This window comes from Nonomuraea coxensis DSM 45129 (assembly GCF_019397265.1).
GTDB lineage: Bacteria > Actinomycetota > Actinomycetes > Streptosporangiales > Streptosporangiaceae > Nonomuraea > Nonomuraea coxensis.
Genome location: NZ_CP068985.1, coordinates 3,686,088 through 3,711,441 on the forward strand (window position 1 = coordinate 3,686,088; position 25,354 = coordinate 3,711,441).

Annotated in this window: 20 protein-coding genes and 1 pseudogene; 12 read left to right on the plus strand and 9 right to left on the minus strand. The window is 74.7% G+C overall.

The features are described from left to right. The first annotated feature begins 10 nt into the window (after window positions 1-10). Window positions 11-169, plus strand: a complete 159-nt coding sequence (locus Nocox_RS17240; RefSeq protein ID WP_020546851.1) for a hypothetical protein — start codon at window positions 11-13, stop codon at window positions 167-169. On the opposite strand, the gene Nocox_RS17245 is transcribed toward Nocox_RS17240, so the two are convergent. Next, window positions 159-893 carry a DUF72 domain-containing protein gene (locus tag Nocox_RS17245; RefSeq protein ID WP_026215100.1) on the minus strand — a complete coding sequence of 245 codons (735 nt, stop codon included), beginning with the start codon at window positions 891-893 and terminating at the stop codon, window positions 159-161. The two genes, Nocox_RS17240 and Nocox_RS17245, sit on opposite strands and share 11 nt — an antisense overlap. Window positions 894-965: 72 nt before the next feature. On the opposite strand from Nocox_RS17245, the gene Nocox_RS17250 reads away from it, so the two are divergent. Beyond that, the gene (locus Nocox_RS17250; protein WP_020546853.1) at window positions 966-2,438 is read left to right on the plus strand and encodes a YibE/F family protein; all 1,473 of its coding nucleotides are present in this window, start codon (window positions 966-968) and stop codon (window positions 2,436-2,438) included. Between the two features lie 17 nt (window positions 2,439-2,455). Here Nocox_RS17250 and Nocox_RS17255 read toward each other — a convergent pair whose 3' ends face one another. After that, the gene (locus Nocox_RS17255) at window positions 2,456-3,313 is read right to left on the minus strand and encodes an NAD(+)/NADH kinase (protein WP_020546854.1); all 858 of its coding nucleotides are present in this window, start codon (window positions 3,311-3,313) and stop codon (window positions 2,456-2,458) included. 43 nt (window positions 3,314-3,356) lie between these two features. Between Nocox_RS17255 and Nocox_RS17260 the strand changes: the two genes are divergently transcribed. The 3 genes from Nocox_RS17260 (at window position 3,357) to Nocox_RS17270 (ending at window position 5,689) form a co-directional block, all read left to right on the plus strand. Then, complete coding sequence (locus Nocox_RS17260; protein WP_026215101.1) at window positions 3,357-4,220, plus strand: DUF72 domain-containing protein; 864 nt, start codon at window positions 3,357-3,359, stop codon at window positions 4,218-4,220. A gap of 101 nt (window positions 4,221-4,321) precedes the next feature. Then, window positions 4,322-4,906 carry a phosphatase PAP2 family protein gene (locus Nocox_RS17265; protein WP_020546856.1) on the plus strand — a complete coding sequence of 195 codons (585 nt, stop codon included), beginning with the start codon at window positions 4,322-4,324 and terminating at the stop codon, window positions 4,904-4,906. A 39-nt stretch (window positions 4,907-4,945) separates the two neighbouring features. Next, on the plus strand, window positions 4,946-5,689 hold the full coding sequence (locus Nocox_RS17270) for a DUF427 domain-containing protein (protein WP_026215102.1): 744 nt from the start codon (window positions 4,946-4,948) through the stop codon (window positions 5,687-5,689). On the opposite strand, the gene Nocox_RS17275 is transcribed toward Nocox_RS17270, so the two are convergent. Genes Nocox_RS17275 through Nocox_RS17290 form a run of 4 tightly spaced genes read right to left on the minus strand, consistent with a single transcriptional unit; the run spans window position 5,686 to window position 10,551 of the window. Then, complete coding sequence (locus Nocox_RS17275; protein WP_020546858.1) at window positions 5,686-6,288, minus strand: TIGR03086 family metal-binding protein; 603 nt, start codon at window positions 6,286-6,288, stop codon at window positions 5,686-5,688. The two genes, Nocox_RS17270 and Nocox_RS17275, sit on opposite strands and share 4 nt — an antisense overlap. Before the next feature lie 33 nt (window positions 6,289-6,321). After that, entirely contained in the window at window positions 6,322-7,614 is a 1,293-nt protein-coding gene (locus Nocox_RS17280; RefSeq protein ID WP_020546859.1) for a M20/M25/M40 family metallo-hydrolase, read from the minus strand. Further along, window positions 7,611-9,473 (minus strand): S9 family peptidase, encoded by a 1,863-nt coding sequence (locus tag Nocox_RS17285; protein WP_026215104.1) that lies wholly within the window; start codon window positions 9,471-9,473, stop codon window positions 7,611-7,613. The genes Nocox_RS17280 and Nocox_RS17285 overlap by 4 nt, the downstream gene beginning before the upstream one ends. Window positions 9,474-9,477: 4 nt before the next feature. Beyond that, window positions 9,478-10,551, minus strand: a complete 1,074-nt coding sequence (locus Nocox_RS17290) for a C39 family peptidase (RefSeq protein WP_020546861.1) — start codon at window positions 10,549-10,551, stop codon at window positions 9,478-9,480. Between the two features lie 109 nt (window positions 10,552-10,660). Between Nocox_RS17290 and Nocox_RS17295 the strand changes: the two genes are divergently transcribed. After that, complete coding sequence (locus Nocox_RS17295; protein ID WP_033411087.1) at window positions 10,661-12,010, plus strand: SWIM zinc finger family protein; 1,350 nt, start codon at window positions 10,661-10,663, stop codon at window positions 12,008-12,010. Between the two features lie 59 nt (window positions 12,011-12,069). Further along, window positions 12,070-14,748, plus strand: a complete 2,679-nt coding sequence (locus Nocox_RS17300) for a DUF7824 domain-containing protein (protein ID WP_020546863.1) — start codon at window positions 12,070-12,072, stop codon at window positions 14,746-14,748. A 16-nt stretch (window positions 14,749-14,764) separates the two neighbouring features. Here Nocox_RS17300 and Nocox_RS17305 read toward each other — a convergent pair whose 3' ends face one another. Continuing rightward, on the minus strand, window positions 14,765-15,820 hold the full coding sequence (locus Nocox_RS17305; protein WP_020546864.1) for a DUF5925 domain-containing protein: 1,056 nt from the start codon (window positions 15,818-15,820) through the stop codon (window positions 14,765-14,767). A gap of 112 nt (window positions 15,821-15,932) precedes the next feature. Beyond that, complete coding sequence (locus tag Nocox_RS17310) at window positions 15,933-17,381, minus strand: serine/threonine protein kinase (protein ID WP_051112754.1); 1,449 nt, start codon at window positions 17,379-17,381, stop codon at window positions 15,933-15,935. 94 nt (window positions 17,382-17,475) lie between these two features. On the opposite strand from Nocox_RS17310, the gene Nocox_RS17315 reads away from it, so the two are divergent. The 5 genes and pseudogenes from Nocox_RS17315 to scpA all read left to right on the plus strand — a co-directional run bounded on the left by Nocox_RS17315 (window position 17,476) and on the right by scpA (window position 25,121). Further along, window positions 17,476-19,347 carry a CASTOR/POLLUX-related putative ion channel gene (locus Nocox_RS17315; RefSeq protein WP_020546865.1) on the plus strand — a complete coding sequence of 624 codons (1,872 nt, stop codon included), beginning with the start codon at window positions 17,476-17,478 and terminating at the stop codon, window positions 19,345-19,347. A 42-nt stretch (window positions 19,348-19,389) separates the two neighbouring features. Further along, window positions 19,390-20,328: an S-methyl-5-thioribose-1-phosphate isomerase gene (gene mtnA / locus Nocox_RS17320; RefSeq protein ID WP_020546866.1), complete on the plus strand. Its 939-nt coding sequence runs from the start codon at window positions 19,390-19,392 to the stop codon at window positions 20,326-20,328. A gap of 80 nt (window positions 20,329-20,408) precedes the next feature. After that, a complete protein-coding gene (locus tag Nocox_RS17325; RefSeq protein ID WP_020546867.1) occupies window positions 20,409-21,185 on the plus strand; it encodes a peptidoglycan recognition protein family protein in 777 nt (258 codons plus the stop codon). Window positions 21,186-21,245: 60 nt separating this feature from the next. After that, window positions 21,246-22,973 carry a methylmalonyl-CoA mutase subunit beta gene (locus Nocox_RS17330; RefSeq protein ID WP_020546868.1) on the plus strand — a complete coding sequence of 576 codons (1,728 nt, stop codon included), beginning with the start codon at window positions 21,246-21,248 and terminating at the stop codon, window positions 22,971-22,973. Beyond that, window positions 22,970-25,121: pseudogene (gene scpA, locus Nocox_RS17335) on the plus strand (methylmalonyl-CoA mutase). The gene Nocox_RS17330 and the pseudogene scpA overlap by 4 nt, the downstream one beginning before the upstream one ends. Here scpA and Nocox_RS17340 read toward each other — a convergent pair. Further along, window positions 25,099-25,353 (minus strand): hypothetical protein, encoded by a 255-nt coding sequence (locus tag Nocox_RS17340; RefSeq protein WP_219495629.1) that lies wholly within the window; start codon window positions 25,351-25,353, stop codon window positions 25,099-25,101. The pseudogene scpA and the gene Nocox_RS17340 sit on opposite strands and share 23 nt — an antisense overlap. Between the last annotated feature and the right edge of the window lies 1 nt (window position 25,354).

The window sequence follows — 25,354 nt, forward strand, 5'->3', positions numbered from 1 at the left end:
CAACAGTCGGATGACAGGCCCTTCCCCGATCACCGACAAGGTGCGCAAGGTCCCTGCAACGCCGCGTGTCGGGGAGGACGCCTTGACCGAAGTGAGCGAGCGCGAGGCCGGGCTGGCCGCCGCCCGGCCCTTCTTCCTGGACACCGCGTACGCGAAGGTCAGCCCTTGAGCGCCGCGCTGTCGCCCGCGAGGGCGGCGAAGCGCCGCGCGTCGCGCACCGCGGCGCCGCCCGGGTCGTTGTTGAAGTAGACGTACGCCTCCGTCAAGCCCGCCTCGCGCAGCCGGCCCGCCCACGCCGGCAGGGCGCCGCGCCCGCCGTACTCCCAGCCGTCCGCCGCCTGGTGCAGGCGCAGGTAGCCCCAGCCGGCGGTGCGCCAGAGCGGGCTCACCGGACGGCCCAGCCGGTCCGCCCAGCACAGCGCCGCGCCGCGCGCCTCCAGGACGCCCCTGACCTCGTCGGTCCACCAGGACTCGTGCCGGGGCTCGACCGCCACCCGCACCCCGGCGGGGAAGGCGGCCAGGCACTGGTCGAGGCGGCCGGGCTCGGCCCGCAGGGTGGGCGGGAGCTGCAGCAGGACCGGGCCCAGTTTCTCCTTCAGCCCCGACGCCGCCCCCATCAGCCGCCGCACCGGCTCCTCGGGATCACGCAGCCGCTTGATGTGGGTGAGGAACCGGCTCGCCTTCACCGCCATCACGAACCCGTCGGGCGTGCGTTCCCGCCACGCCGCGAACGTCTCCGGCCGCGGCAGCCGGTAGAAGGCGTTGTTGCTCTCGACCGTGGGGAACTCGGCCGCGTACGTCTCCAGCCAGAGCCGCTGCGGCACCCCCTCCGGATACAGCACCTCCCGCCAGTCCTTGTACTGCCAGCCCGAGGTGCCCACCCACCATGTCATGACTTTACGCCTACCCTGACCCCCGCCTTGCAGTACTGTCACTACTCGTCAGGCGAGGAGGACCAACACACGATGGGCGCCAATCACGCTCACGGCCCCGCCGCCCCCGTGTCGCGGCGTACGCTCATGGCCGGGCTGGCGGTTGTGGTGCCGCTGGCGATCGTCACGCTGGCGGCGCTGATCTGGCTGTGGCCGGACGGCGGCCGGGCCGCGGCCCCGGGCCCGGAGACCGGCAGCCAGCGGCTCGGCGGCACCGTCACCGCCGTCACGCTCGCGCCGTGCCCGGCCGCGAGCGAAGGCGCCCCCCGGCCCGATCCGGCCACCTGCGGCAAGGCGACCGTCAAGGTCGATGACGGGCCCGACACCGGCAGGGAGATCCAGCTCCGCCTGCCCAGCGGGCCGGGGGCGCAGCGCTTCGCCGCGGGCGACGCGGTGATCCTGCTGCGCGGCCCCGACGGCGGCTACCAGCTCTCCGACCACGACCGGGGCACGCCGCTGCTGCTGTTCGGGCTGGCGTTCGCGCTGGCGGTGATCGCCTTCGGCCGGTGGCGCGGGGTGACCGCGCTGGCGGGGCTGGCGGTGACGTTCGTGGTGCTGCTGACGTTCGTCATCCCCGGCATCATCGACGGCAAGCCGCCCATCCTCGTCGCCGTCGTCGGCTCCGCCGCGATCATGCTGACCGTGCTCTACCTCACGCACGGCTTCTCGCCGTCCACCACGACGGCCGTGCTCGGCACGCTCGCCGCGCTCGCGCTCACCGCGGGGCTGTCGTCGGCGGCGCTGGCCCTCGCCCAGCTCAACGGCGCCACCGACGACGTCGCCGTGACCGTCGGCATGAGCCTGCCCATCGACACGCGGGGCCTGCTGCTGGCCGGGATCATCATCGGCGCGCTCGGCGTCCTCGACGACGTCACCGTCACCCAGGCGGTCACGGTGACCGAGCTGGCGCACGCCAACCCGTCCTACGGCTTCGCGCGCCTCTACCGGGCCGCGGCCCGGGTCGGGCGGGCGCACATCGCCTCGGTCATCAACACGATCATCCTGGCGTACGCGGGGGCGTCGCTGCCGCTGCTGCTGCTGTTCAGCATCGGCTCCCAGCCCCTGGGCGAGGTGCTGACGACGCCGGTGGTCGCCCAGGAGATCGTCCGCAGCATCGCGGGCACGCTCGGCCTCATCTCCGCCGTGCCCGTCACGACGGCGCTGGCCGCCTTCGCCGCCTCCCGCCGCGCCCGCTCCGCGCCCGAGGCGGCCGGGCCGGTCGAGGACGAGCCCGGCGACTTCTTCAGCCGCCAGGACGACCCCGACGACGACGACTTCTTCAGCCGGGTGGGCGGCGACGAGCACGCCGCCGCGCCGGCAGGGACCGAGCGCCGTGACTCCCCGGTGCCCGAGGGCGGCTTCTTCACCCCGGCCCCGCAGCGTCCTGACGGGCCGTCCGCGCTGCGTCCCGACCCGCATCCTGCCTACCCGTCGTCGGCCGGGAACGACTCCCACGCGCAGCCGCCCGCCGGGCGCCGTGCGTCCCGCCACCGCCGCCGCGCCTGACCGGCCTCAGGGCCGGGTCAGTACGCCTCGGCGCTGCCGTCCACCCGCAGCTTGCGCCGGGCCCGCTCGTAGAAGGTGGTGCCGAGCCGCACCACCTTGGCCGCCCCCGGCCACGCGCTGACCGTGACGGAGTCGCCGGGGGACAGGTGCCCGACGACCGCGCCGTCCACCTCGACGGCCAGCCGCCCGCTGGTGGGCAGCACCTTCAGCGTCACCTCCTCGTCCGCGGGCAGCACCAGCGCCCGGTTGAACGAGGAGTGGGCCGCCGCGGGCACCACCAGCACCGCCTCCACCCGGGGCGAGACGATCGGCCCGCCCGCCGAGAAGCTGTAGGCGGTGGACCCCGTGGTGGTCGCCACGATCACGGCGTCGGCGGAGAACCGGACGAAGTCGCTGCCCGCCGGCGTGACGGCCACGGCCGCGAGCCCGTCGCCGGGGGTGCGGACGAGCGCGATGTCGTTGAAGGCGGTCACGTGCGCGCCCGCGACCCGGCTCCTGATCGCCATCCTGGGCTCCACCGTGTGGCGGTGCTCGTCGATGGCCGACAGGGTGCCGGCCAGCTCGTCGACGTCGATCTCGGCGAGGAACCCGAGCCGCCCGAGGTTGACCCCGAGGATGGGCGTCGGCCGCCCGGCCAGCAGCCGCATGGTGCGCAGCATCGTCCCGTCGCCGCCGAGCCCCACCAGCAGGTCGGCCCGCTCGACCAGCGTGTCGGCGTCCACCGCGACGGCGCTGCAGTCGATCCGCCCGACCTCCTCGGGCAGGCCGAGCACGGTGGCGCCCTTGGCCCCCGCCCAGCGCAGGATGGTGTCGATCGCCTTCTTCGAGTCGCGCTCCGGATGCAACACCAGCCCGACCGTCCCGACCATGCCCATAGGCCCACAGTATGCGGTGCCTCTCCTCCGCTACGGTCGAGGCATGCGGCTTCATGTGGGATGCGCGATGTGGACGCACGCGAAGTGGCCGGGGCGGTTCCTGCCGCCGCACCTGGCGGCGGGGGAGCGGCTGGGCGCGTACGCGACCTGGTGCAACGCGGTGGAGGGCAACACGACCTTCTACGCCACCCCGTCGCGCGACACCGTGGAGTCGTGGGCGCGGCAGACGCCGCCGGACTTCCGGTTCGTGGTGAAGCTTCCCAAGCCGGTGACGCACGAGCGGCGGCTGGCGGACGTCGACGAGCCGATGCGGGCGTTCCTGGAGGCGATGGCGCCGATCGAGTCGCGTACGCATGCGCTCTGGGTGCAGTTGCCTGGTTCGTTCGGCCCTGGTGAGGTGGGCGCGCTGGCGGCGTTCCTGCGCCGGGTGCCCCGTTCCTACCGCTGCGCCGTCGAGGTGCGGCATCCGGCGTTCTTCGCCGACGACCATGCCGGGCGGCTGCTGGAGCGGGTGCTGGACGCGGCCGGGGCCGAGTGGGTGCCGTTCGACACGACCGCGCTGTTCGCCGCGCCGCCGGCCAGCGACGCCGAGCGCGACGCGTGGACCAAGAAGCCGCGCCTGCCGCGCAGGAGCCGCGCCCTGACCGGGCATCCGATCGTCCGCTACCTCGGCAGGGACGCCACCGAGCGGACGGTGGAGGGCTGGCGGCCGTGGCTGGACACCGTCGTGGCGTGGCTGCGCGAGGGCCGGTCGCCGACCCTGTTCGTCCACACCCCCGACAACGCCGACGCCCTGGAGCTGGCCCGGCGCTTCCACGACGAGGTACGCGCCCGGCTGCCCGAGCTGGAGCCGCTGCCCGAGCCGATGCCGCTGCCCGCGGAGGACGAGCCCCTGACCCTCTTCTGAGCTGCACTTCCGGGCCGCACTTCTGGGCCGGCGTCCGGCGGGGACACGCGACGCGCCCGTGTGATCGGGCCGCGGCCCGTGATCGCGTAACCTTTCCTGCCATGATGGCCGACTCGCTGGCGAAACGGGTGACGGACCTGCTGGCGCCCCAGGTGCTGGTGATCCTCATGCCGCCGCTCGTCGGCCTCATCGCGCAGGGCTGGAGCGGGGCCGCGTGGGGCCTGGTGGCCTCGGCGTTGTGCGGGGGCGTGCCGGCGGCGGTGATCGCGGCCGGGGTGCGGTCGGGACGGCTCGACTCGCACCACATCGTGGACCGGGCGCGGCGGGCCGGGCCGCTCATGGCGGCGGTGGCGGCCGTGCTGGTGGCGCTGCTGCTGCTCGTGCTGATGGGCGCGCCGCTGCTGCTGCTGGCCACGGTGACGGCGATGCTGGTGGCGCTGGCGGTGACCGTGCCGATCACGCTGCGGTGGAAGATCTCCTTCCACGCGGCCGTGTCGGCGGGGACGGTCGTCGTGCTGGCGTACGTGCTGCCGCCCGCGCCGACGCTGCTCGCCGGAGCGGCGGTGGTGGCGCTGATCTGCTGGGCGCGGGTGCGGCTGACGCACCACACGTGGCCGCAGGTCGCGGCCGGCGCGGCGGTGGGCGCGCTGACGACCTGGGCCACCCTGACCGCCTTCGGGCTCTGAGCCCGGAATAGGCGGGTTCCGTGCGGGGTTGCCGCGTTCATGGATACCGCAGCTCGTGGCCGGGTGCGGGTCGAGCGCACGGCCAAGCGTGTCAGGGCCTACCTGGGCGGGCGGGCGGTGGCCGACACCACCGCCGCCCTTCTCGTGTGGGAGGTCCCGTACTATCCGACCTACTACTTCCCGCTCGCGGACGTCGAGGAGTCGGCGCTGAAGGCGACCGGGGCCACCACGCGCTCGCCGTCGCGCGGCGAGGGCGTCGTGCACACCGTGACGAGCGGCGCCGCCGAGGCGCCCGGCGCGGCGCTGACCTATCCTGACTCGCCGCTGGAGGAGATCCGGGGGCACGTCAGGTTCGAGTGGGACGCGATGGACGCCTGGTTCGAGGAGGACGAGGAGGTCTACGTCCATCCGCGCGACCCGTACACGCGGGTGGACATCCTGCCCACCTCCCGGCACGTCCGGGTGGAGGTGGACGGGGTGACCGTGGCCGACTCGCGGGGCGCCCGCGTGCTGTTCGAGACGGGGCTGCCCGCCCGCTACTACCTGCCGAAGACGGACGTCCGGCTCGACCTGCTGGAGCCCACCGGCACGGTGACCCGCTGCCCCTACAAGGGGACGGCGGAGTACTGGTCCGTGAACGGGCGGGAGGACCTGGCCTGGTCGTACCGGACGCCGCTGCCGGAGAGCGAGCGGATCGCCGGGCTGATCGCGTTCTACAACGAGAAGCTCGACATCTACGTGGACGGCGAGCTCCAGGAGCGGCCGCGGACGAAGTTCTCCTAGGCCGCCGGGGGCTGCCAGTGCGGGTCGCGGCCGAGGTGACGCAGCAGCGCGGCCACGTCGTCGTCGCCCTGCTCGGGGGCCAGGGCGGCGGCGTACGCGCCCCAGGCGCGCAGCGGCTCGACGATCTCGCGGGCCACCCGCGTGAGCGGCCTGGCCAGCCCGGGCGTGAGCGGCGAGGGCGCGCCGGCCGCCCTCGCGATGTCCCAGGCGTGGACGCCGGCGTCGAGCGCGCACGCGGCCATGCCGGACCAGGCCGTCATCCGGTGCGGCGGCACCGGGGTGGGCACCTCGGCGACGTCGTGGCCGACGGCCGCCCAGGCGGCGGCCGAGCGGTTCAGCGCCGCCTCCAGGAACGCCCGCGGGTCCTCCTCCGGCTTGCCCGAGGGGGAGAACGGGTCGAAGTCCGGGCCGGGCTCGCCGGTGAGCGCGGAGGCGAACCCGATCTGGTCGCCGGCCGCGTGCTGCAGGACGGCGGTGACGTTCCAGCCCGCGCAGGGCGTGGCGAGGTCCCAGCCGCCGGCCGGGACGCCGGCGACCGCCGCGCGGAGTGCCGCGTGCGCCTCGTCCAGAACGTCCCAGCCGCTGGTGATGCCGCTCATGAGTGAGTCCCCTTTCGTGGTGACTCCACTCTATCAGAACGGAATGCTTTGTTCCACTCGGTCGCCGGTCAGGAGCCGCGTCAGGACGCGGACGCCGAACTCCAGGCCCTCCACCGGCACCCGCTCGTCCTTGCCGTGGAACATGCCGAAGTAGTCCAGGTCGGGCCGCAGCATCAGCGGGGCGAAGCCGTAGCCCTTGATGCCGATCCTGGCGAACGACTTGGCGTCCGTCCCGCCCGCCATCACGTACGGCACCGGCCGGGCGAGCGGATCCTCGGCCATCAGCGCCCCCGCCAGCTCGTCGAAGAACGCCGACGGGTACGGCGCGTCCGGCGCGTCCTCCAGGTTGACGAACTCGCGGGTGACCTTCGCCCCGAGCAGCTCGTCGATCGTGTCCAGGAACTCCTCGCGCAGCCCCGGCAGGTAACGCCCGTCCACGTGCGCCTCCGCCGTCGAGGGGACGACGTTCACCTTGTAGCCGGCGTCCAGCATGGTGGGGTTGGCCGAGTTGCGGATCTGGCTCCTGAACAGGCCACCGAGCGGGCCGAGCCGGGCCGCCTCCTCGTCCAGCCGGTCCAGGTCCACGGGCCGGCCGGTGATCTCGCCGAGCTCCTCCAGCAGCGCGGCCACCGACGGCGTCAGCCGTACCGGCCAGCGGTAGGAGGCGATCCTGGACAGGGCGTGCACGAGCGTGGCCACCGGGTTGTCCACCGGCGGGCGCGAGCCGTGCCCGGCCACGCCGTGCGCGGTCAGCCTCATCCAGGCGGTGCCGCGCTCGCCCACCGCGATCGGGTACACCCGGCGCCCGCCGGAGTCCACGCTGAACCCGCCGGACTCGCTGATCGCCTCGCTCACCCCGTCGAACAGCTCGCGGTGCTCGGTGACCGCGTGCCGCGAGCCGTGGTCGCCGGTCGCCTCCTCGTCGGCCAGGAACGCGAGCACCAGGTCCCGCCTCGGCCGTTCGCCGCGCGCCGCCATGCCGAGCACGGCCGCCAGCGTCATCGCGCACGAGCCCTTCATGTCGACCGCGCCGCGCCCGTACACGCAGCCGTCCACGATCTCGCCCGAGAACGGATGCATCCGCCACTCGGCCGGGTCGGCCGGCACCACGTCCAGGTGGCCGTGGACGAGCAGCGCGTCCGGCGAGTCGCCGGCGATCCTCGCGACGACCGTGGTCCGCTTCGGCGCCGCCTCGAACACGACCGGCTCCAGGCCGGCGTCGGCCAGCAGGGTGGCGGTGTACTCGGCCGCCGGGCGTTCCCCGGAACCCGGATTGGTGGTGTCGAACCTGATCAGATCCGAGCAGATCTCGGCGACGCTCTTCACACTCGTCCCTTCAGGGTCAGCGGCGGCACCTCGGGCGTCTCCATGCCGAAGATCAGCCCGTAGAAGGCCAGCTCGGCCTCCAGTGCCGCGACGATGGTCTCCTCCCTGCGCCAGCCGTGCTGCTCGCCGGGGAAGGTCAGCAGGGCCCACTCCTTGCCGTGCCGGTCCAGCTCTGCGGTGAAGCGCTCGGCCTGGCTCACGTCCACGATGGCGTCCTCCAGGCCGTGCAGCATCAGGCACGGGCCCGAGGCGCGGCCGGCGTTGAGCAGCGGCGAGCGCTCGGTGTAGCGCTGCCGGGTCTCCGGCAGCGGGCCCACCAGGCCGTCCAGGTAGCGGGACTCGAAGTCGTGGGTCTCGGCCGCCCAGCTCTCCGGATCGGTGATCGCGTAGTGGGCGACGCCGCCCGCGAACACGTCGCTGTGCACCAGCGCGGCGACCGTCGTCCAGCCGCCCGCGCTACCGCCGCGGATCGCCAGCCTGGCGGCGTCCGCGCGGCCCAGCTCGACCAGGCCGCGGGCCACCCTGGCGCAGTCCTGCACGTCCACCACGCCCCACTGGTGGCGCAGCCGCTCCCGGTAGGCGCGGCCGTAGCCGGTCGAGCCGCCGTAGTTGACGACGGCGACGCCGATGCCTCGGCTGGTGAAGTAGGCGATCTCCAGGTCGAGCACGATCGGCATGTGGCCGGTGGGCCCGCCGTGCACGAAGATCACGTACGGGGCCGGCCCCGCGGGCGCCCCTGACGGCGGGTAGAGGTGCGCGTGCACGCCCTCGACCGTCACCGCCTCCGGGGTGGGCAGCAGCGCCCGGTCCGGCAGCGGCTTGGGCGCCGAGACGACCTCGCGCCCGCCGCCGTCCAGGCCGAGCAGCACGACCTCCATCGGCGTGTACGGCGTCGCCGCCACCCCGGCGACCCGCCCGTCCGCCACCGACACGGTCGAGACCCAGTGCGTCGCCTCCCCGCCGATCTCGCGCAGCTCGCCGCTCCCCGGGTCGAGCACGCCGAGCCTGCGCCGGTCGGCCGTGCCGTACAGAACCGCCGGCCGCCCGTCCGCCGCCACGGCGAAGAACGACATGCCCGGCTTCCAGGTGGCCGCGCCGAACTCCGACTCCATCGGCGTGAGGTTGACCGAGGGGGAGCCGCCGAGCGGCACGAGGTGGAGGTTCCACCAGCCGGTGGGGTCCGTCACCGCGTACAGGCTCGCCCCGTCGCGCCACTCCGCCTGGGCCACCGACTCGCGCGGGCCGCCGGCCACCACGCGGTGCGGGCCCGCCGTGCCGTCCGCGCCGAGCGGGGCGACGCACAGCTCGGTGCCGTCCCACGGCATGGCCGGGTGGTCCCAGCCGATCCAGCAGACGTGCCGGCCGTCCGGCGACAGGCGGGGGTTCATGAGGAAGTGCTGGGCCTTCGCGACCACCCGGACCTCGCCGCCCGCCAGCGGCACCGCCACCAGGTCGCGGACGTCGTCCACCTCGCGCACCGCCCACACCTCGTCGCGGCCCGGCGGCAGGTACAGGTCGGCGTACCTTGCGGGGCCCTCCGGGGTGAGCGGGACCGGGGCGGCCTCGCCGTCGCGGCGGTAGAGGCGTTGGTCGGCCCAGTTCGTGAAGACCAGGCCGCCGCCGGGCAGCGGGCGCCAGGAACGGCCGCCGTACTCGACCACCCGGTTGCGGGCGTTCCAGCCGGGCGGCAGCGCGTCCGTGCGCGTCCCGTCCGGCAGCCGGCGCACCACGCATCTGCGGCCGTCCTCGTGGGGACGCGGCTCGTCCCACCACACCTCGACGCCGGCGGGCGTGGCCACCGCCTCCACCCACTGGGGGCCGCCGTCGGTACGGGCCACGTCGATCGGTCGAATGCTCATCAACTCACCAATTGCCATCACTACTGTAGGGAAGGGAATGATCGGGCGGATGCAGCACGTACGCGATGCCGCCGCTGCCCGATCCCCGCAGCCACACGTTCTCGAACGCGGCCCGCGGATACACCCGCCGCACCTCGCCGTCGGGCACGGCCGGGTCGTTCACGACCACGTCGCCGGCCGCCGTGAAGCCGACGACGACGTGGATGTGGCCGTTCGTGGAGTAGCCGGAGCCGGGCAGCTCGTGCGCCTTGAACGACTGCGACGTGATCACCGGGATCCCGGCCCTGACGAACAGCTCCAGCTCCGCCGCCGAGCGCAGCCGCGTCACGAACCCGGCCAGCCCGTAACGGCCCGCGTAGGCCACGTTGAACGGCCAGTTGCCGGTGCCCTGGTAGCTCTCGTCGTAGGCGCCCATGGCCGCGTGGTCCACCGACGGGGCCGGGTCGCCGGCCCCCACCCACGCCAGCTCATCGGGGCCGGGGCCGCGGCCCCAGTAGCCGAGCACCATGGCCACCGACGCCGGGCCGCACCAGTTCGCGCCGCCGCCGTCGAAGCGCGGATGGTGCCCGGCGTGCGCGTGCTGCCAGTGCCGCGGCACGGCCAGCTCCACCGGCTCGGCGGCGAGCGGCGCGCTCGGCGTGGGCGGGCGGAGCGGCACGGCCGAGGCCATCACGCCCAGCCCGGTCACCCGCGCCGGGCCGTGCCGGACGATCCGCACCTGGTAGGCGGTCACCGGCCGCCGCGCCACGAACGTGTCCACCGCCACGTCGCCGTCCTCGTCCCCCTGGCCGGGCACCGACGTGCGGGGAGCGCCCTGTTCGGACCAGCGCCCCATCACGTACCACTTGGTACGGGCCCCTGACGGGACCCTGGCCCGAAGCGCGACCTCGATCCACGCGCCCGGCGGGGTGCGCGCGGTCCACGAGGGCACGAGCTGGGTGGCGGGGAAGCCGATCTCGCGTTCCTCGCCGATCCACACGTCGCCCGCCGTCGTGGCGCCCGGGTCGCCCGCCGCTGGGGGCACGGCGAAGCGGGCGAAGGAGACGCGGGCGAGATCGACGGTGAGCACCAGGCACATTGTGGTTTCGTCCCTGGATGCCGCACATCGGATGGTTTACGTACCGGCCTGGGCGGGGGCTCTCCACGGCGGCGGAAATGTGTCGGTGTTGATCTCTATGGTGCGGGCCATGACTCAAGCCGTACAGGCCTACTCCTACGCGGGCCCCTCCACGCTGGCCGACGGCAGGCTCGGCCTCTCGACCTCCGGCGGCACCGCGCTGTCCGGGCCGCAGGCGCACCCCCGCTTCTTCAGCGGCCTGCTCACCCACGCCGCCCCGGCCGCCGCCGGGCTGCTGGCCGTCGCCGACGTCGCGCTCACCCGCTACCACCAGCCCCGGCCCGGCTGGACCCGCGACCCGGTGGTGACCTGCGACGGCGACCGGCTCAGGTTCGAGTCGTTCTCCGCCTGCGGCGGCGTCTACGCCCGCCTCGACGTGCTGGAGCTCGACGGCGACGTCCTCGACCGCGGCACATCCAACGTCGACGTCAACGGCCCGCTGCGCGAATCCCTCGCCAGGGTCGGCGGGCGCGACCCGCTCCACCTCGGCGTCGGGCCCGACGAGCTGACCGTCACCACCCTCGACGGCGCCGTGGTGGAGAAGAAGGTGCCGCTGCCGGAGCGGTGGCTGCGCGGCTTCGCCGAGGTGCAGGTGATCGCCGCCGGGTTCGACCTGCGCGCCGAGCTGGCGGGGCCGCAGGCGGTCCGCTTCCTGCGGTCCCTGCCGCGCGGCGCCCGCTCCACCGTCTGGGCCGTCCCGTCCGGGCGCGACCTGCGCCTCTCCTCGGGGCCCGCGCGCGGCGGCGTCTGCCTGTCCGGCACCGGGCGCGTCGCCACCCTCCTGCCGCTGCTGCGCTTCGCCAAGAGGCTGCGCGTGTACGGGCCCGCCGACGGCTCCTCCACCGCCGGCGCCTGGGAGCTGGAGCTGCCCGGCATGCGCTACACCCTCGCCGTCTCGCCCGAGCCGTGGCGCGGCTTCTCCGGCGAGGGCGCCGTCCTGTCCGACCTCGCCACCGACGAGGCCGCCGGCGACGCCGACCTGGTCGGCATGCTGCTCAACTTCGAGCCGACGGTCGAGCTCGGCCTGCTCGCCGACCGCTCCGGCCTGCCCGCCGAGCGCGTCCGCGCCGCCCTCACCCAGCTCGGCGTATCCGGGCGCGTCGGCTACGACCTGCACGAGGCCGCCCACTTCCACCGCGAGCTGCCGTACGACCGCGACCAGGTCGCCCAGCTCAACCCCCGCCTGACCGCCGCCCGCCGGCTGGTCGCTGCCGGCGCGGTGCGGCTCATGGGCGACACGGCCGAGGTCACCACGGACGGCGGCGTGCGGCGGGTGCGCATCGAGTCCGGCGCGTGCACCTGCCCCTGGTGGTGGGACCACCAGGGGTCGCGCGGCCCCTGCAAGCACGTCCTCGCCGCGCGCATCGCCGCCCGCCCCACCACCCCCGCCGAACCCGTCCCGTCCGAGGCCACCCCATGACCCCCACCCACTCCCCACCCTCCCCTCCTGGGGGCCTTGCTCGGGTCGGTGGGGAAGGGGTGTGGGAGGCGGTCGGCAGCGGGGATGCGGAGCTGGTCGCCGAGCGTGTCCTGGCTCTGGACGCGGAGGGACGGAAGGCGGTGGCCGCGGCTCTCCCGGGCCGTCTCGCCGTGGCACGGCGCCGCGCGGTGACCGTCGCCCCAGGCGACGAGACCTGGATCGACCCCATGCGCGTCGCCGGCGCGGGCGCCATCTCCGGTGCCGCCGCCACCGTGGCCTGGCTCAACCGCCGCGACTTCCAGGACCGCCGGCACGAGGCCCCCGACGCCACCCCCGTCCTGGTGCGGGTCCTGTCGGCCCGCCCGCCCGCCTGGCAGGCCGACTTCGCCACCCGCGCCGCGCTCAGGCTCCCCGGCCGCCGCGGCGGCCACCGCCGCTCCGGCGACCTGGGCGCCCTGGTCCTCGCCATGCTGCGCCACACCGGCGTCACCCCGCCGGCGCACGACCCGCTCGTGGTCGAGTGGGCCGCGCGCCCGCCCACCGCCTCCCAGCTCGGCCGCGACCCGCTCCTCGGCCACCTCCTGCCCCGGCTGTTCGAGGCGGACGGCGTCGGCAGGGCGCTGCGCGACGAACGCGGCGACCGTTCCGCCTCCGGCGCCTGGCTCGCCGCGCTCACGACCCTGGCCGGCGACGGCGGGATCGGCCGCGACCTGCTGCTCGACGGCTGCGTACACCGTTTCCTGCGCGGCGGCCCCGTCGTCGGCCTGCGCTTCTTCGCCCGCCTGCACGAACGGCTGGAGCCCACCTACGACGAGGTGCACGCGCGCGCCCACGCCTACCTGCGCCTGCTCACCGCCGCGCCCGGCTCGGTCGCCGACCTGGCGCTGCGGCACCTGCGGCGGCTCGCCGGCCTCGGCCACCAGGACGTGGGGGAGGCGGTGCGGGCGCTGCTGTCCCGCCCGGAACGCAGGCTGGTGACGGCCGGGCTCGCCTGGCTCGACGAGTACGCGAGCGACCGCGACGCCGGGCTGGACACGTTCGCGCCCGCGCTGGCGAACGCCTTCCGCTGCCCGTCGGCCGACGTCCAGGGGCGGGCGGTGCGGCTGGCGGTCACGCACGCCAGGCATTTCGGCCCCGAGGGGGTCGCGGCCGTACGGGCCGGAGCCAGGGTGCTGCCCCAGGACCTCGCGGAGACCCTGGCGGCGGCGTTCGGCGGTGCGGCGCACGCGGGGGCGCGGCGGGAGCACGACGGCTTCGCCCCCGTCCCGCTGCCCGCCCCCCGGCCCCTGCCGCCGCTGCCGCCCGCGCCCCGTACCGCCGCCGACCTCGCGGACATCCCTCATCGCGACTCGTGGCCGGCCATGGAGCTGTGGCTGGCGGGCGTCGTCCGGCTGCACGGCGAGGACCCCGGCGGCCTCGCGACGGCCCTGGCCGTACGCGCCGCCAGGAGGACGGCAACCGGCGGCCCCCGCGACGGGATCGAGGCGTGCTCGGAGACGATCCTCGCCTGCCTCGCGGACGCGCCCGCCGACCGACCTGGGGGCGGGGCCGCGGGAGCCCCTGCGGACGGCCTTCCGCGGGGGCTCTCCGGTGAACCCCTGGACGACGGGGCTGTGGGCGCACCCGGCGCCGGGGCCCGCTTGCCCGCGCCGTACCTGTTGCTGCTGCGTCGCTGGGCCGAGGTCCGTGACGGGCTGCGTGCGGGGACGTTGCCGCCGTTCCTGCTCGCCGAGCCCACCGAGCCGACGGGCCACATCGACCCCGCCGAGCTGGTGACCCGGTTGGAGGACTACGAGCGCGCGGACGTCCAGGTCATGCCCGCCGACCTGCAGCAGGCCCTGCTCCGGTTGCCGCGCGCCGTACCGCCCGAGGTGGTGGCCCGGGCACGGGCGCTCGCCTCGACGGCGGGACGCGCGGCGGCCCGATGGATGGACGGCGCCCGCCCGGCGCCGCTGACCGCCGTCGCATGGCCGGGCGAACAGCCGGGCGAACAGCCGGGCGAACGGCAGGGGGAACGGCTGGACGGGCTCGTGGCGCGCATCCGCGCCGACGCCACCGGGCTGCCGCTGATCGACCTGCTGTTCGCCGATCCCGAGCCCCGCCCGGACGAGGAGCACGCCGGCGGCTGCCTGCCGTGGTGGCCGTACGTCATGCCGTCGGACCGGGAGGTGGCCGCGCAGCACTACCTGCCCTGGCTGCGCCTGGCCGGGACGCCGGGGCGCGAGGACGTCGGGCCGGGGGAGGCGCTGGCGCTCGCGGCGAGCGGCGGGCCGCCGGGGGAGGGGGTCGCCCTCGTGCTCGCCCACGTCGTCGCGGACCGGCCCCGGGGCGGCGCTCCGGAGCGGCGGGCCGCGCCGGTGGTGGAGCTGGCCGCGCGCGGCGAACTGGACGGGGCCGGGCTCGGGCGGCAGCTCGGCCGGCTGCTGCGCGGGGGATGGCGCAAGCCGGGCCCGGTGCTGGAGACGCTGGAGGCCGCGGCGGCGCTGGGGGCGCACCGGCAGGTGTGGGAGGTCGTGACGGGGTTGCTGGAAACGTTCCTGCCGGGGCCCGAGGAGCGGCCGGCCGCGCGGCACGCGCAGGTGCTCGGCTTCGCCCTGCGCGCGGCACGGTGGGCAGAGGCGCGCGGGCCGGTGCCGTGCGTGGCGGAGGCCGCCGCGCGCCGGGCGTCGAACAACTTCGTACGCGAGGCGCGGCGGCTCCACACCTACCTGACGCGACGCGGCCCGCACCGGGCCTGACGCCCGGGTGGCGGGGTCAGAGGTAGAGGCCGGTGGACTCGTCGCCCTGGGCGGGGGTGAACTCGCGGCCGGCGCGCAGCGCGTACAGCTCCGCCAGGGTCGCCCCCGACGGGCCCACGCCGTCGGACCTGCCGAGCCAGGCGACGGCCTCGTCCCTGCTCAGCGGCCCCACCTCGAGCTGGGTCAGGCACCGGCCCGGACGGACGACGGCCGGGTGGAGCCGGGCGAGGTCCTCGTTGGTGGTGATGGCCACCAGCACGTCCCGGCCCTGGCCGAGCAGGCCGTCGGTCAGGTTGAGCAGCCGCGACAGGCCCTGCCCCGCCTGCGCCTTCGCGCCCGAGCTGATCAGCTCGTCGCAGTCCTCCAGGACGAGCAGCCGCCAGCGCTGCGCGTCCTCGTCGGTGTCGTAGCCGACCGCCACCTCCATCAGGTAGCCGGGCTCGTTGAACAGGCGCTCGGGGTCGAGCACGCAGTCGACCTGGCACCACTCGCGCCACTGCTTGGCGAGCGTGCGCAGCAGCGTGGTCTTGCCGGTGCCGGGCTGGCCGTGCAGCAGGATGAGCCGGCCGTTGACGTCGGCCGGGGTGATCGACATCAGCCGGTCGAGGGCGGGACGCACCTTGCCGGAGTAGTTCTGGCTGATCTCCGGCCAGGGCTGGGCGGTGATCGGCTTCTCCGAGCGCGTGCCGCCGTGCGTGCCCCGCCACCAGAAGCCCATGTCGACGTGGTCGGCCTCGGGCACGGCCTCCTCGGCGCCCTCGATGCTCTCGCGCAGCACCGACTTGGCCAGCTCCTCGTCGACCGCCGTGACGCTGACCGTGGCCGTGCGGTTGCGGTGGCGCACCACGCGCAGCGTCCAGCCGTCGCCGCAGATGAGCCGCGACTCCGTGCCGTCCTCGACCCGCGCCGTGCGCAGCACCCGGCCGCCCTTGGGGGCGAGCGGCGCGTCGGTGCGCACGCGCTCCAGGTTCGCCAGCCGGGACCACGGCTGGGCGCCCGTCGCGAACGGCGACAGCGCCAGGGCGTCGATCACGTCGATGGCGGAGTCGGCGTCGTCGATCCAGATGTTCATCGGAAGCTCCGAAGAGTCCGGGCTGGGGAACGGCACCTCCTTAATCACAGACATAGCGTCCATGATCTAGTCAGCCGGGCCCGATGTCGAAGGTTTTTGCCTGCCGATCTGGTTAGTTCTTGCTGAGCGAACCGGTCTGCGTCACGAGACCCAGGCCGGGCTCGTCGCGCCAGGTGTAGCCGAGCGTGCCGTCGGGGCGCAGGTCGAGCCAGATGGTGCCGGCGATGCAGCCGCCCTCGTTCGCGCCGAGGGAGAAGGTGAGCCGGGTGTCCTCGACCTGGGTGAGGGTGATCGTGCCCCTGCACTTGCCGCCGTTGTTGTCCTCGCGCCATTCGGCGGTGGACTCGCCGCTCTTCAGGCGTACCTCGTTGTCGGCGCCGTCGCCGTCCATGGGGTTGGTGCTGGTGGTGTGGCCGGACCAGTGGCCCGCGAAGGCGGCCGGGATCCTGGGGTTGCCGGCGGGGCGGGAGGCGACGCTGGCAGGAGGGCTGGCAGGGAGGCTGGTCGGGGGGCTGGTGGGGGCGGTGCTGCCGTTGCCGGACGCGGGGGAGGTGGTGGCGGGCGGGGCGGCCGACGGGGAGCGGCCCGTGTCGGTGAGGCGGCCGGGAGGCTGGTTCAGCAGGACGGCGGCGGTGACGGCGGACGCCGCCAGGACCGCGGCCGCGGCCACCGCGCCCATGATCAGCCCCCGGGGACGGGAACGGCCCGGCACGGTCCCGGCCGGCCGCCGGGGAGCCGTCCCCACCGGCGCGGGGCCGCCGGGAGGGGGGCCGGGGGTGACGAGGGCGACCATCAGGTGCTGCGCCGTGGGCCGACGCCCCGGCTCCTTCGACAGGCAGGCGGCGAGCAGCCCCCGCAGCCGCTCAGGTAACGGCGACAGATCGGGCTCGCTGTGCAGCACCCGGTGCAGCACCGCCGGCACGGTGTCGGCCCCGAACGGGCTCACCCCCGTTCCCGCGTACACCATCGAGGCCGCCCACGCGAACACGTCGGAGGCGGCCGACGCGGGCGTCCCGTTGATCTGCTCGGGCGCCAGGTAGGCGGGCGTCCCGATGATCCCGGACGTGAGCGTCGCCGCGCCCTCCGCCCGCGCGATGCCGAAGTCGACCACGCGCGGCCCGTCCGGCCCCAGCAGGACGTTGCCGGGCTTGAAGTCGCGGTGCACGATCCCGGCCGCGTGGATGGCGGCCAGGGCGGTGGCGGTGCCGACGACCAGCCGTTCGAGCTCGCCGCCGCGCAGCGGCCCGCGCTCGCGCACCCGCTCGGCCAGGGAGGGGCCGTCCACGTACTCGCTCACCACGTACGGCCGCGGCCCGTCCACGGAGGCGTCGAGGACCCGCGCCGTGCAGAAGGAGGCGATGCCCTCCAGCGCGTCGAGCTCGCGGGCGAGCCGGGCCCGCGTCTCCCGGTCGCCCGCGCTGAGCAGCTTGACCGCGACGGGGTCGCCGCCCCCGGCCGGATGGGCGAGGTAGACGACGCCCTGCCCGCCCTCGCCGAGCCGCCCGGCCAGGCGGTATCCGCCCAGCGATTCCGGGTCGTCCGGGGTGAGGGGGTGCGCCATGGCGGATACGTTACCGGTCCTCCTGCGTCAGGAAAGATCGCCAGGTACCTTGTTGCCTCGCGTCAAATGGCTCCTTACACGGAGGTAACGGGGAATGTCCAAGGTCACGGTCCGTGCGCGCCTGCGGTACTGGTTCGACAACACGATGTCGAAAGGCACCGCCTCGCTGATCGGGTGGCTGGCCGTCGTGTCGGTGGCGCTCATCGTGTCGGTGGCGGCGTTCACGCTGTGGCTGGCGCCGGGCGAGCCGGACGGCGCGGGCCACGCGGGCGAGGTCTTATGGATCACGCTCATGCACGCGCTGACCCCGAGCAAGGTGGCGAGCGACAAGGGGTCGGCCGCGTACCTGGCGGTGATGTTCGCCGGCTCGCTCGGCGGCCTGTTCATCGTCAGCATGCTCGTCGGCCTGCTGTCCAACGGGCTGAAGCAGCAGGTGGACCGCCTGCGCAGGGGGCGCTCGCGGATCGTGGAGTCCGGCCACACGGTGGTGCTCGGCTGGTCGGACCAGGTGTTCACCATCGTGGGCGAGCTGGTCAAGGCGCACGCCAGCCAGAAGCGGTCGGCCGTCGCGATCCTCGCCGACCGCGACAAGCTGGACATGGAGGAGGACCTCCGCGAGCACCTCGGCGACCTCGGCCGTACCCGGCTGATCTGCCGCACCGGCAAGCCCACGGAGCCGCACGACCTCGCGCTCATGAACCTCGCCGCCGCGCGGAGCGTCGTCGTGCTCTCGCCGCAGGGCGAGGACCCGGACGCGCACGTCATCAAGATCCTGCTCGCGCTGGCCAAGCGCGAGGGCGCGCACCCGCCGGTGGTCGCCGCGCTCGCCTCCGGCCGCAACCTCGCCGCCGCCCGCCTGGCCGGCGGCCCGGACGTGCACCTGGTCGACTCCGACGACACCGCCGCCCGGCTCATCGTGCAGTCCTCGCGCCAGTCCGGCCTGTCCGTCGTCTGCATGGACCTGCTGAACTTCGACGGCGGCGAGATCTACCTGCGCACCCCGAGGAAGCTCGTCGGCGTCACCTACGGGGAGGCGCTGCACGCCTACCAGACCGCCGTCGTGATCGGCCTGCGCCGTCCGTCCGGCGTCGTGCTCAACCCGCCGGGCGACACCGTGATCGGCGCGGACGACGAGATCATCGTCATCGCCGCCGACGACTCCCACGTACGCCTCGCCGCCGGCAAGCCGTCCGTGGACGAGTCCGCCATCGCCGCTCCCGCCGCCGGGCGGCCGGGGCCCGCGCCCGAGCGCACGCTGCTGCTCAACTGGAACGGCCGCGCCGAGCGGATCGTCCGCCTCCTCGACGCCTACGCGGCGCCAGGCTCGGTCCTGGAGATCGCCGCCGACCACCCGAGGGCCGGCGCCGGGCTTTCCGGGCTGGGCAACCTCACCGTCAACGTCAAGGACTGCGACACCACCGACCGCTTCGCCCTGGAGGCGCTCGGCGTCGGCGTGTTCCAGCACGTGATCGTCCTGTCCGACGACCGGTTCGACCCGCACCACGCCGACACGCGCACGCTCATGACCCTGCTGCAGCTCCGCGACATGCAGAGCGCGCTCGGCGAGCACTACTCGATCGTCAGCGAGATGCACGACGAGAACAACCGGACCCTCGCCGAGGTCACCGAGGCCGACGACATCGTCATCAGCGACACGGTCATCGGCCTGCTGCTGGCGCAGCTCGCCGAGAACCGCCACCTCGCCGAGGTGTTCGGCGCCCTCTTCGACTCGCACGGCTCGGAGATCTACCTCCGCCCCGCCTCCTCGTACGTCCGTACCGGGACGCAGGTGACGTTCTCCACGGTGATCGAGGCCGCCCGGCGGCGCGGCGAGAGCGCCGTCGGCTACCGTGCCCGCGCCGGCCGCGACGAGCCGCCGCACTACGGCATCGTCCTCAACCCCGGCACGTCGGACCCGGTGGTCCTCGCCGAGGGCGACGCCGTCATCGTCCTGGCCGACCACTAGAGCCGGACGCCGGTCCCGCCGGGACCCGTTACCGTTTCTGGCGTGAGGACCATCGACTGGGTGGACGGCGCGATCGAGCTGATCGACCAGACGCTGCTGCCCGACACGTGCGTGACGCTGCGCCTCCACACCGTGGACGAGCTCGTCGACGCGATCCGCCGGCTCGCCGTGCGCGGCGCGCCGGCCCTCGGCGTGGCCGGCGCGCTCGGCGTCGTGCTCGCCGACGGCGACCCGGAGCTGATCGCCCGGCTGCGCGCCGCCCGTCCCACCGCCGTCAACCTCGCCTGGGGCGTCGACCGTGCCGCCGCCAGGCTCGGCGAGGGCAGGGACGCCGTGCTCGCCGCCGCGCTGCGCCTGCGCGACGACGACATCGCCGCCTGCCGGGCGATGGGGGAGCGCGGCGCCGACCTGCTGGAGGGCGACCGGCTGCGGATCATGACCGTGTGCAACACCGGCGCGCTCGCCGCCGTCGAGCGCGGCACCGCGCTCGGCGTCGTCCGTACGCTGCACGAGCGCGGCCGGCTGGCCGAGGTCCTCGCGCTGGAGACCCGGCCGCTGCTGCAGGGCGCCAGGCTCACCACCTGGGAGCTGGCCAGGATGGGCGCGCCGCACCGCCTCGTCGCCGACTCGGCGGGCCCCTACCTGCTGGCCAGGGGCGAGGTGGACGCGGTCCTCATCGGCGCCGACCGCATCGCCGCCAACGGCGACACCGCCAACAAGATCGGCTCGTACGCCCTCGCGCTCGGCGCCGAGCGCGCCGGCGTCCCGTTCGTCGTCGTCGCCCCCGAGTCCACCATCGACCCCGGCACCCCGACCGGCGGGCACATCGAGATCGAGGACCGCGGCGCCGACGAGATCGTCACGGTCAGGGGCGTGCGGGTCGCCCCGGAGGGGACCGACGCGCTCAACCCGGCCTTCGACGTCACCCCGCGCGACCTCATCACCGCCATCGTGACGGAGAGCCGGGTGATTCGCCCGTAGGCAAATCGGCCATCTTCGGGACCTGTCCGCGTATCCCTTGTTACGCTCAGTATTCCCCGCACAAGTCTTCGGAGCTCGTCTTGGCCATCGACCTGGTGTCACGGCACGACTGGAACGCCCGCGCCCCCCGCGGAGACTACTCACAGCTCGACTCCGCCAAAGGGGTGAAGGTCCACTACACCGGCGGCAGGGTCGATCCCGGCATCGTCGGCGACCACGCCGCCTGCGCGGCGCTGGTGCGCTCCATCCAGGCGTACCACATGGACGGCAACGGCTGGGTCGACATCGGCTACTCCTTTGTGGCCTGCCCCCATCGCAAGGTGTTCGAGGGGCGCGGGCTGCACCACCTGCCCGCCGCCAACGGCCCCGGGCTCAACGCCGGCCACTACGCGGTGCTCGGACTGGTCGGCAACAGCGGGCTCGTGCAGCCCACCGGCCCGATCCTGCACGCCATCCTCGACGCCGTCGAGCACGTACGCGCCCGCGGCGGCGCCGGCAAGGAGATCAAGGGGCACCGCGACGGCTATTCCACCGACTGCCCCGGCGACCCCCTCTACTCCTGGGTGCGCCGGGGCGCGCCCCGGCCGTCGGGCGGGGAGGAGCCGCCGCCGCCGGGTCCGGCCGCGCCGCCGTTCCCCGGACGCCTGCTGTCGTACCCGCCGGTCGTGCGCGGCGACGACGTGCGCGCCTGGCAGGGCCGCATGCGCGAGCGCGGTTTCGACCTCGACGCCGACGGCGCGTACGGCCCCGCCTCCCGCGCCGCCTGCGTCGCCTTCCAACGGGGGCAGGGCATCGCCGACGACGGCGTGGTGGGCCCGCTCACCTGGCGGCTCACCTGGGAGGCTCCGCGGAGCTGATCAGGATGTCGGGGGCCCCTGGGGTGCTGGCTCCGACCGGTTCCGCCTACTATCCGAACCATGGAACTCGCAGCGGGGTTCACGCCCACGACCCGGGACGACTGGCGGGAGCTGGCGGCGGCCGTCCTGCTCAGGTCCGGGATCGAGGCGGGCTCGCCCGAGGAGGCGCTGTCCACCACCACCTACGACGGCCTGACGATCGCACCCCTCTACGACCTGGACGACCTGCCCGGCGATCCCGGGCTGCCGGGCGCGCCGCCGTACGTGCGGGGCGCCCGGACGGTCCCCGGCTGGGACGTCCGGCAGCGGCACGCCGTGCCCGACCCCGAGGCGGTGCTGGCCGACCTGGAGAACGGCGTCACCTCGTTGTGGCTGGTCGTCGGCGACGGCGCGATCCCGCCGGAGGCGCTGGCCGACGTGCTGAAGGACGTGCTGCTCGACCTGGCCCCCGTGGTCCTGGACGCGGGCGGGCGCACCCGCGAGGCCGCCGAGGCGCTGCTCGCGCTGGCGGCCGGGCGCGGCGTCGCCGTCTCCGGCAACCTGGGGGGCTCCGGCGCGGCCGGGGCGGAGCTGGCGGTGCGGTGCGCCGCCGAGTTCCCGGGGCTGCGGGCCGTCACCGTCGACGCCACCGGTTGGCACGACGCGGGCGGCGGCGACGCCGACGAGCTGGGCTGCTCGATCGCGCGCGGCGTGGCCGAGCTGCGCGAGCTCACCCGGGCCGGCCTGCCGGTCGAGCAGGCGCTGGACCAGATCGAGTTCCGCTACGCCGCCACCGACGACCAGTTCGCCACCATCGCCAAGCTGCGCGCCGCCCGGCGGCTGTGGGCCAGGGTCGCCGAGGTGTGCGGCGCTCCGGGGCACGGCGGCCAGCGGCAGCACGCGGTCACCAGCTCGGCCATGATGACCGTCCGCGACCCGTACACGAACCTGCTGCGCACCACCGTCGCCTGCTTCGCCGCCGGGGTCGGCGGGGCCGACGCCGTCACCGTGCAGCCGTTCGACGCCGCGCTCGGACTGCCGGACGACTTCTCCCGCCGGCTCGCCCGCAACACCCAGGCCCTGCTGCTGGAGGAGGCGCACCTGGCCCGCGTGCTCGACCCCGCGGGCGGCTCCTGGTACGTCGAGCGCCGCACCGCCGACCTGGCCGAGAAGGCGTGGGCGTGGTTCCAGGAGATCGAGGCCGCCGGAGGCGCCGACGCGGCAGGAGAGCTGATCGCGGCCCGCGTGGCCGCCACCCGCGAGCGCCGCGCCGCCGACATCGCCCGCCGCCGCTTCCCGATCACCGGCGTCAGCGAGTACCCCGACCTGGCCGAACGCCCCGTCCCGCGCGACGGGAACGGCATCGCCACGCCGCGCTACGCCGAGGAGTTCGAGGCGCTGCGCGACCTCGCCGAGTCGCGGCCGGAGCGGCCCAAGGTGTTCCTCGCCACGATCGGGCCCGTCGCCGCCCACACCGCGCGGGCCGCGTTCGCCGCCAACCTGTTCCGGGCGGGCGGCTTCGCGACCGAGACCGCCGGGCCGGGCGCCGACCCCGGCCAGATCGCCACCGCCTTCGCCGTCAGCGGCGCCCGCGTCGCCTGCCTGTGCTCCAGCGACCCGCTGTACGCCGAGCACGCCGCCCCTGTGGCCGCCGCGCTCAGACGGGCCGGGGCCAGGCGGGTGTGGCTGGCGGGCCGGGGCAGGTACGACGGCGTGGACGGCACCGTGCACGCCGGCTGCGACGCCCTCCACGTGCTGCGCGCCACCTACGACGACGTGCTCGACGACGACCTGGGGGTGACCCGATGATCCCGGACTTCTCCGGCGTACCGCTCAACGGCCTGGCCAAGGAGCCGGGACGGCGCCCCGAGCCGGGCGGCGAGGTCTGGGAGACCCCGGAGGGCATCGCGGTCAAGCCCCTCTACACCGGGGGCGACCTCGACGGGCTCGACTTCCTGCGCACCTATCCGGGCATCGCCCCGTACGTGCGGGGGCCGTACCCCACGATGTACGTCAACCAGCCGTGGACGGTCCGGCAGTACGCGGGGTTCTCCACCGCCGAGGACTCCAACGCCTTCTACCGGCGTAATCTGGCGGCCGGGCAGAAGGGGTTGTCGGTCGCGTTCGACCTGGCCACGCACCGGGGGTATGACTCCGATCATCCGCGGGTGGCGGGCGATGTCGGCATGGCGGGGGTGGCGATCGACTCCATCTACGACATGCGCCAGCTCTTCGACGGCATCCCGTTGGATCGCATGTCGGTGTCGATGACGATGAACGGCGCGGTCCTGCCGATCCTGGCGTTGTACATCGTGGCGGCGGAGGAGCAGGGGGTGAAGCCGGAGCAGCTCATGGGGACGATCCAGAACGACATCCTCAAGGAGTTCATGGTCCGGAACACCTACATCTATCCGCCGGCTCCGTCGATGCGCATCATTTCCGACATTTTCGCCTACACCAGTCAAAGGATGCCGAAGTTCAATTCGATCAGCATCTCGGGTTATCACCTGCAGGAGGCCGGGGCGACGTGTGACCTGGAGCTGGCCTACACGCTGGCCGACGGGATGGAGTACCTGCGGGCGGGGGTCGGGGCGGGGCTGGAGGTGGACGCGTTCGCGCCGCGGTTGTCGTTCTTCTGGTGCATCGGGATGAACTTCTTCATGGAGGTGGCCAAGCTGCGGGCGGCCCGTCTGCTGTGGAGCCGCATCGTGCGGGACATGGGGGCGGGGAACCCGAAGTCGCTGGCGTTGCGTACGCACAGTCAGACTTCCGGCTGGTCGTTGACGGCGCAGGATGTGTACAACAACGTGGTGCGTACCTGTGTGGAGGCGATGGCCGCCACCCAGGGGCACGCAGTCGTTGCACACCAACGCCCTGGACGAGGCTCTGGCGCTGCCGAGCGACTTCTCCGCCCGCATCGCCCGCAACACGCAGTTGCTGCTGCAGCACGAGTCGGGCACCACGCGGGTGATCGACCCGTGGGGCGGTTCCTATTACGTGGAGACGTTGACCGCGCGGCTGGCCGAGCGGGCGTGGCGGCACATCGAGGAGGTCGAGGCGGCCGGTGGCATGGCGAAGGCGATCGAGGCGGGGCTGCCCAAGCTGCGCATCGAGGAGGCCGCGGCGCGCGCCCAGGCCCGTATCGACTCCGGCACGCAGCCGGTGATCGGCGTCAACAAGTACAGGACCGGCGGCGACGAGACGATCGACGTGCTCAAGGTCGACAACAGCGCGGTCCGCGGCCGGCAACTGGAGAAGCTGGCCCGGCTGCGGGCCGAGCGGGACGACGAAGCGGTGCGGCGGGCCCTCGACGCGCTCACCGCCGCCGCCAGGGACCCGCGGCCGGGGCTGGAGCACAACCTGCTCGAACTGTCGGTGGACGCGGCCCGCGCCAAGGCCACCGTGGGGGAGATGTCCGAGGCTCTGGAGCGGGTGTTCGGGCGGCACGCCGAGCCGGTCCGTACCATCTCAGGGGTGTATCGCGACGAGTCGGGCCCCGCCGAGAACATCGAGCGCGCGCGCCGCGCCTGCGCCGACTTCGAGCGGGCCGAGGGCCGCCGCCCGCGCATCCTGGTCGCCAAGATGGGCCAGGACGGGCACGACCGCGGCCAGAAGGTGATCGCCACCGCCTTCGCCGACCTCGGCTTCGACGTGGACGTCGGCCCGCTGTTCCAGACGCCGGAGGAGGTCGCCAGGCAGGCCGTGGAGGCCGACGTGCACGTGGTCGGCGTGTCCTCGCTGGCCGCCGGGCACCTGACGCTGGTGCCCGCGCTGCGCGAGGCGCTGGCCGGGCTCGGCGCAGACGACATCATGATCGTGGTCGGCGGCGTCATCCCGCCCGGCGACCACGACGAGCTGCGCGCCGCGGGCGCGTCCGCGATCTTCCCGCCGGGCACGGTGATCGCCGATGCCGCGCTCGGCCTGCTGGACCAGCTCAACCGCCGGCGCACAGCGTGAGCGTGACCGACCGCTGGACGACGACCGGGGACGTGATGCGCAGCGTGACGCGGCGCGTGGTGTTCCCGGCCGGCGGGTCCGCCGTCAGGGCACGCGGTGAGGTCAGGTAGCGCTGTCCGTTCCCGGGGATGAGCGTGGAGGCGGTCGCGCCCGCGGGTGCGCCGTCGACCAGCCATGCGTAGCGGATGGTCAGCGGGCCGCCGGTGCGGGCCGCCAGGGCCCGTACGGTCACC

Excerpts from the sequence above, each read along its gene's own strand:
- Nocox_RS17260 (WP_026215101.1), top strand. The coding sequence starts at position 3,357 with ATGCGGCTTCATGTGGGATGCGCGATGTGGACGCACGCGAAGTGGCCG.
- Nocox_RS17250 (WP_020546853.1), top strand. The coding sequence starts at position 966 with ATGGGCGCCAATCACGCTCACGGCCCCGCCGCCCCCGTGTCGCGGCGT.
- Nocox_RS17240 (WP_020546851.1), top strand. The coding sequence starts at position 11 with ATGACAGGCCCTTCCCCGATCACCGACAAGGTGCGCAAGGTCCCTGCA.
- Nocox_RS17255 (WP_020546854.1), bottom strand. The coding sequence starts at position 3,313 with ATGGGCATGGTCGGGACGGTCGGGCTGGTGTTGCATCCGGAGCGCGAC.
- Nocox_RS17275 (WP_020546858.1), bottom strand. The coding sequence starts at position 6,288 with ATGAGCGGCATCACCAGCGGCTGGGACGTTCTGGACGAGGCGCACGCG.
- Nocox_RS17310 (WP_051112754.1), bottom strand. The coding sequence starts at position 17,381 with ATGGCGCACCCCCTCACCCCGGACGACCCGGAATCGCTGGGCGGATAC.
- Nocox_RS17305 (WP_020546864.1), bottom strand. The coding sequence starts at position 15,820 with ATGAACATCTGGATCGACGACGCCGACTCCGCCATCGACGTGATCGAC.
- Nocox_RS17330 (WP_020546868.1), top strand. The coding sequence starts at position 21,246 with ATGGAACTCGCAGCGGGGTTCACGCCCACGACCCGGGACGACTGGCGG.
- Nocox_RS17270 (WP_026215102.1), top strand. The coding sequence starts at position 4,946 with ATGGATACCGCAGCTCGTGGCCGGGTGCGGGTCGAGCGCACGGCCAAG.
- Nocox_RS17245 (WP_026215100.1), bottom strand. The coding sequence starts at position 893 with ATGACATGGTGGGTGGGCACCTCGGGCTGGCAGTACAAGGACTGGCGG.
- Nocox_RS17265 (WP_020546856.1), top strand. The coding sequence starts at position 4,322 with ATGATGGCCGACTCGCTGGCGAAACGGGTGACGGACCTGCTGGCGCCC.
- Nocox_RS17315 (WP_020546865.1), top strand. The coding sequence starts at position 17,476 with ATGTCCAAGGTCACGGTCCGTGCGCGCCTGCGGTACTGGTTCGACAAC.
- Nocox_RS17295 (WP_033411087.1), top strand. The coding sequence starts at position 10,661 with ATGACTCAAGCCGTACAGGCCTACTCCTACGCGGGCCCCTCCACGCTG.
- Nocox_RS17285 (WP_026215104.1), bottom strand. The coding sequence starts at position 9,473 with ATGAGCATTCGACCGATCGACGTGGCCCGTACCGACGGCGGCCCCCAG.
- Nocox_RS17290 (WP_020546861.1), bottom strand. The coding sequence starts at position 10,551 with ATGTGCCTGGTGCTCACCGTCGATCTCGCCCGCGTCTCCTTCGCCCGC.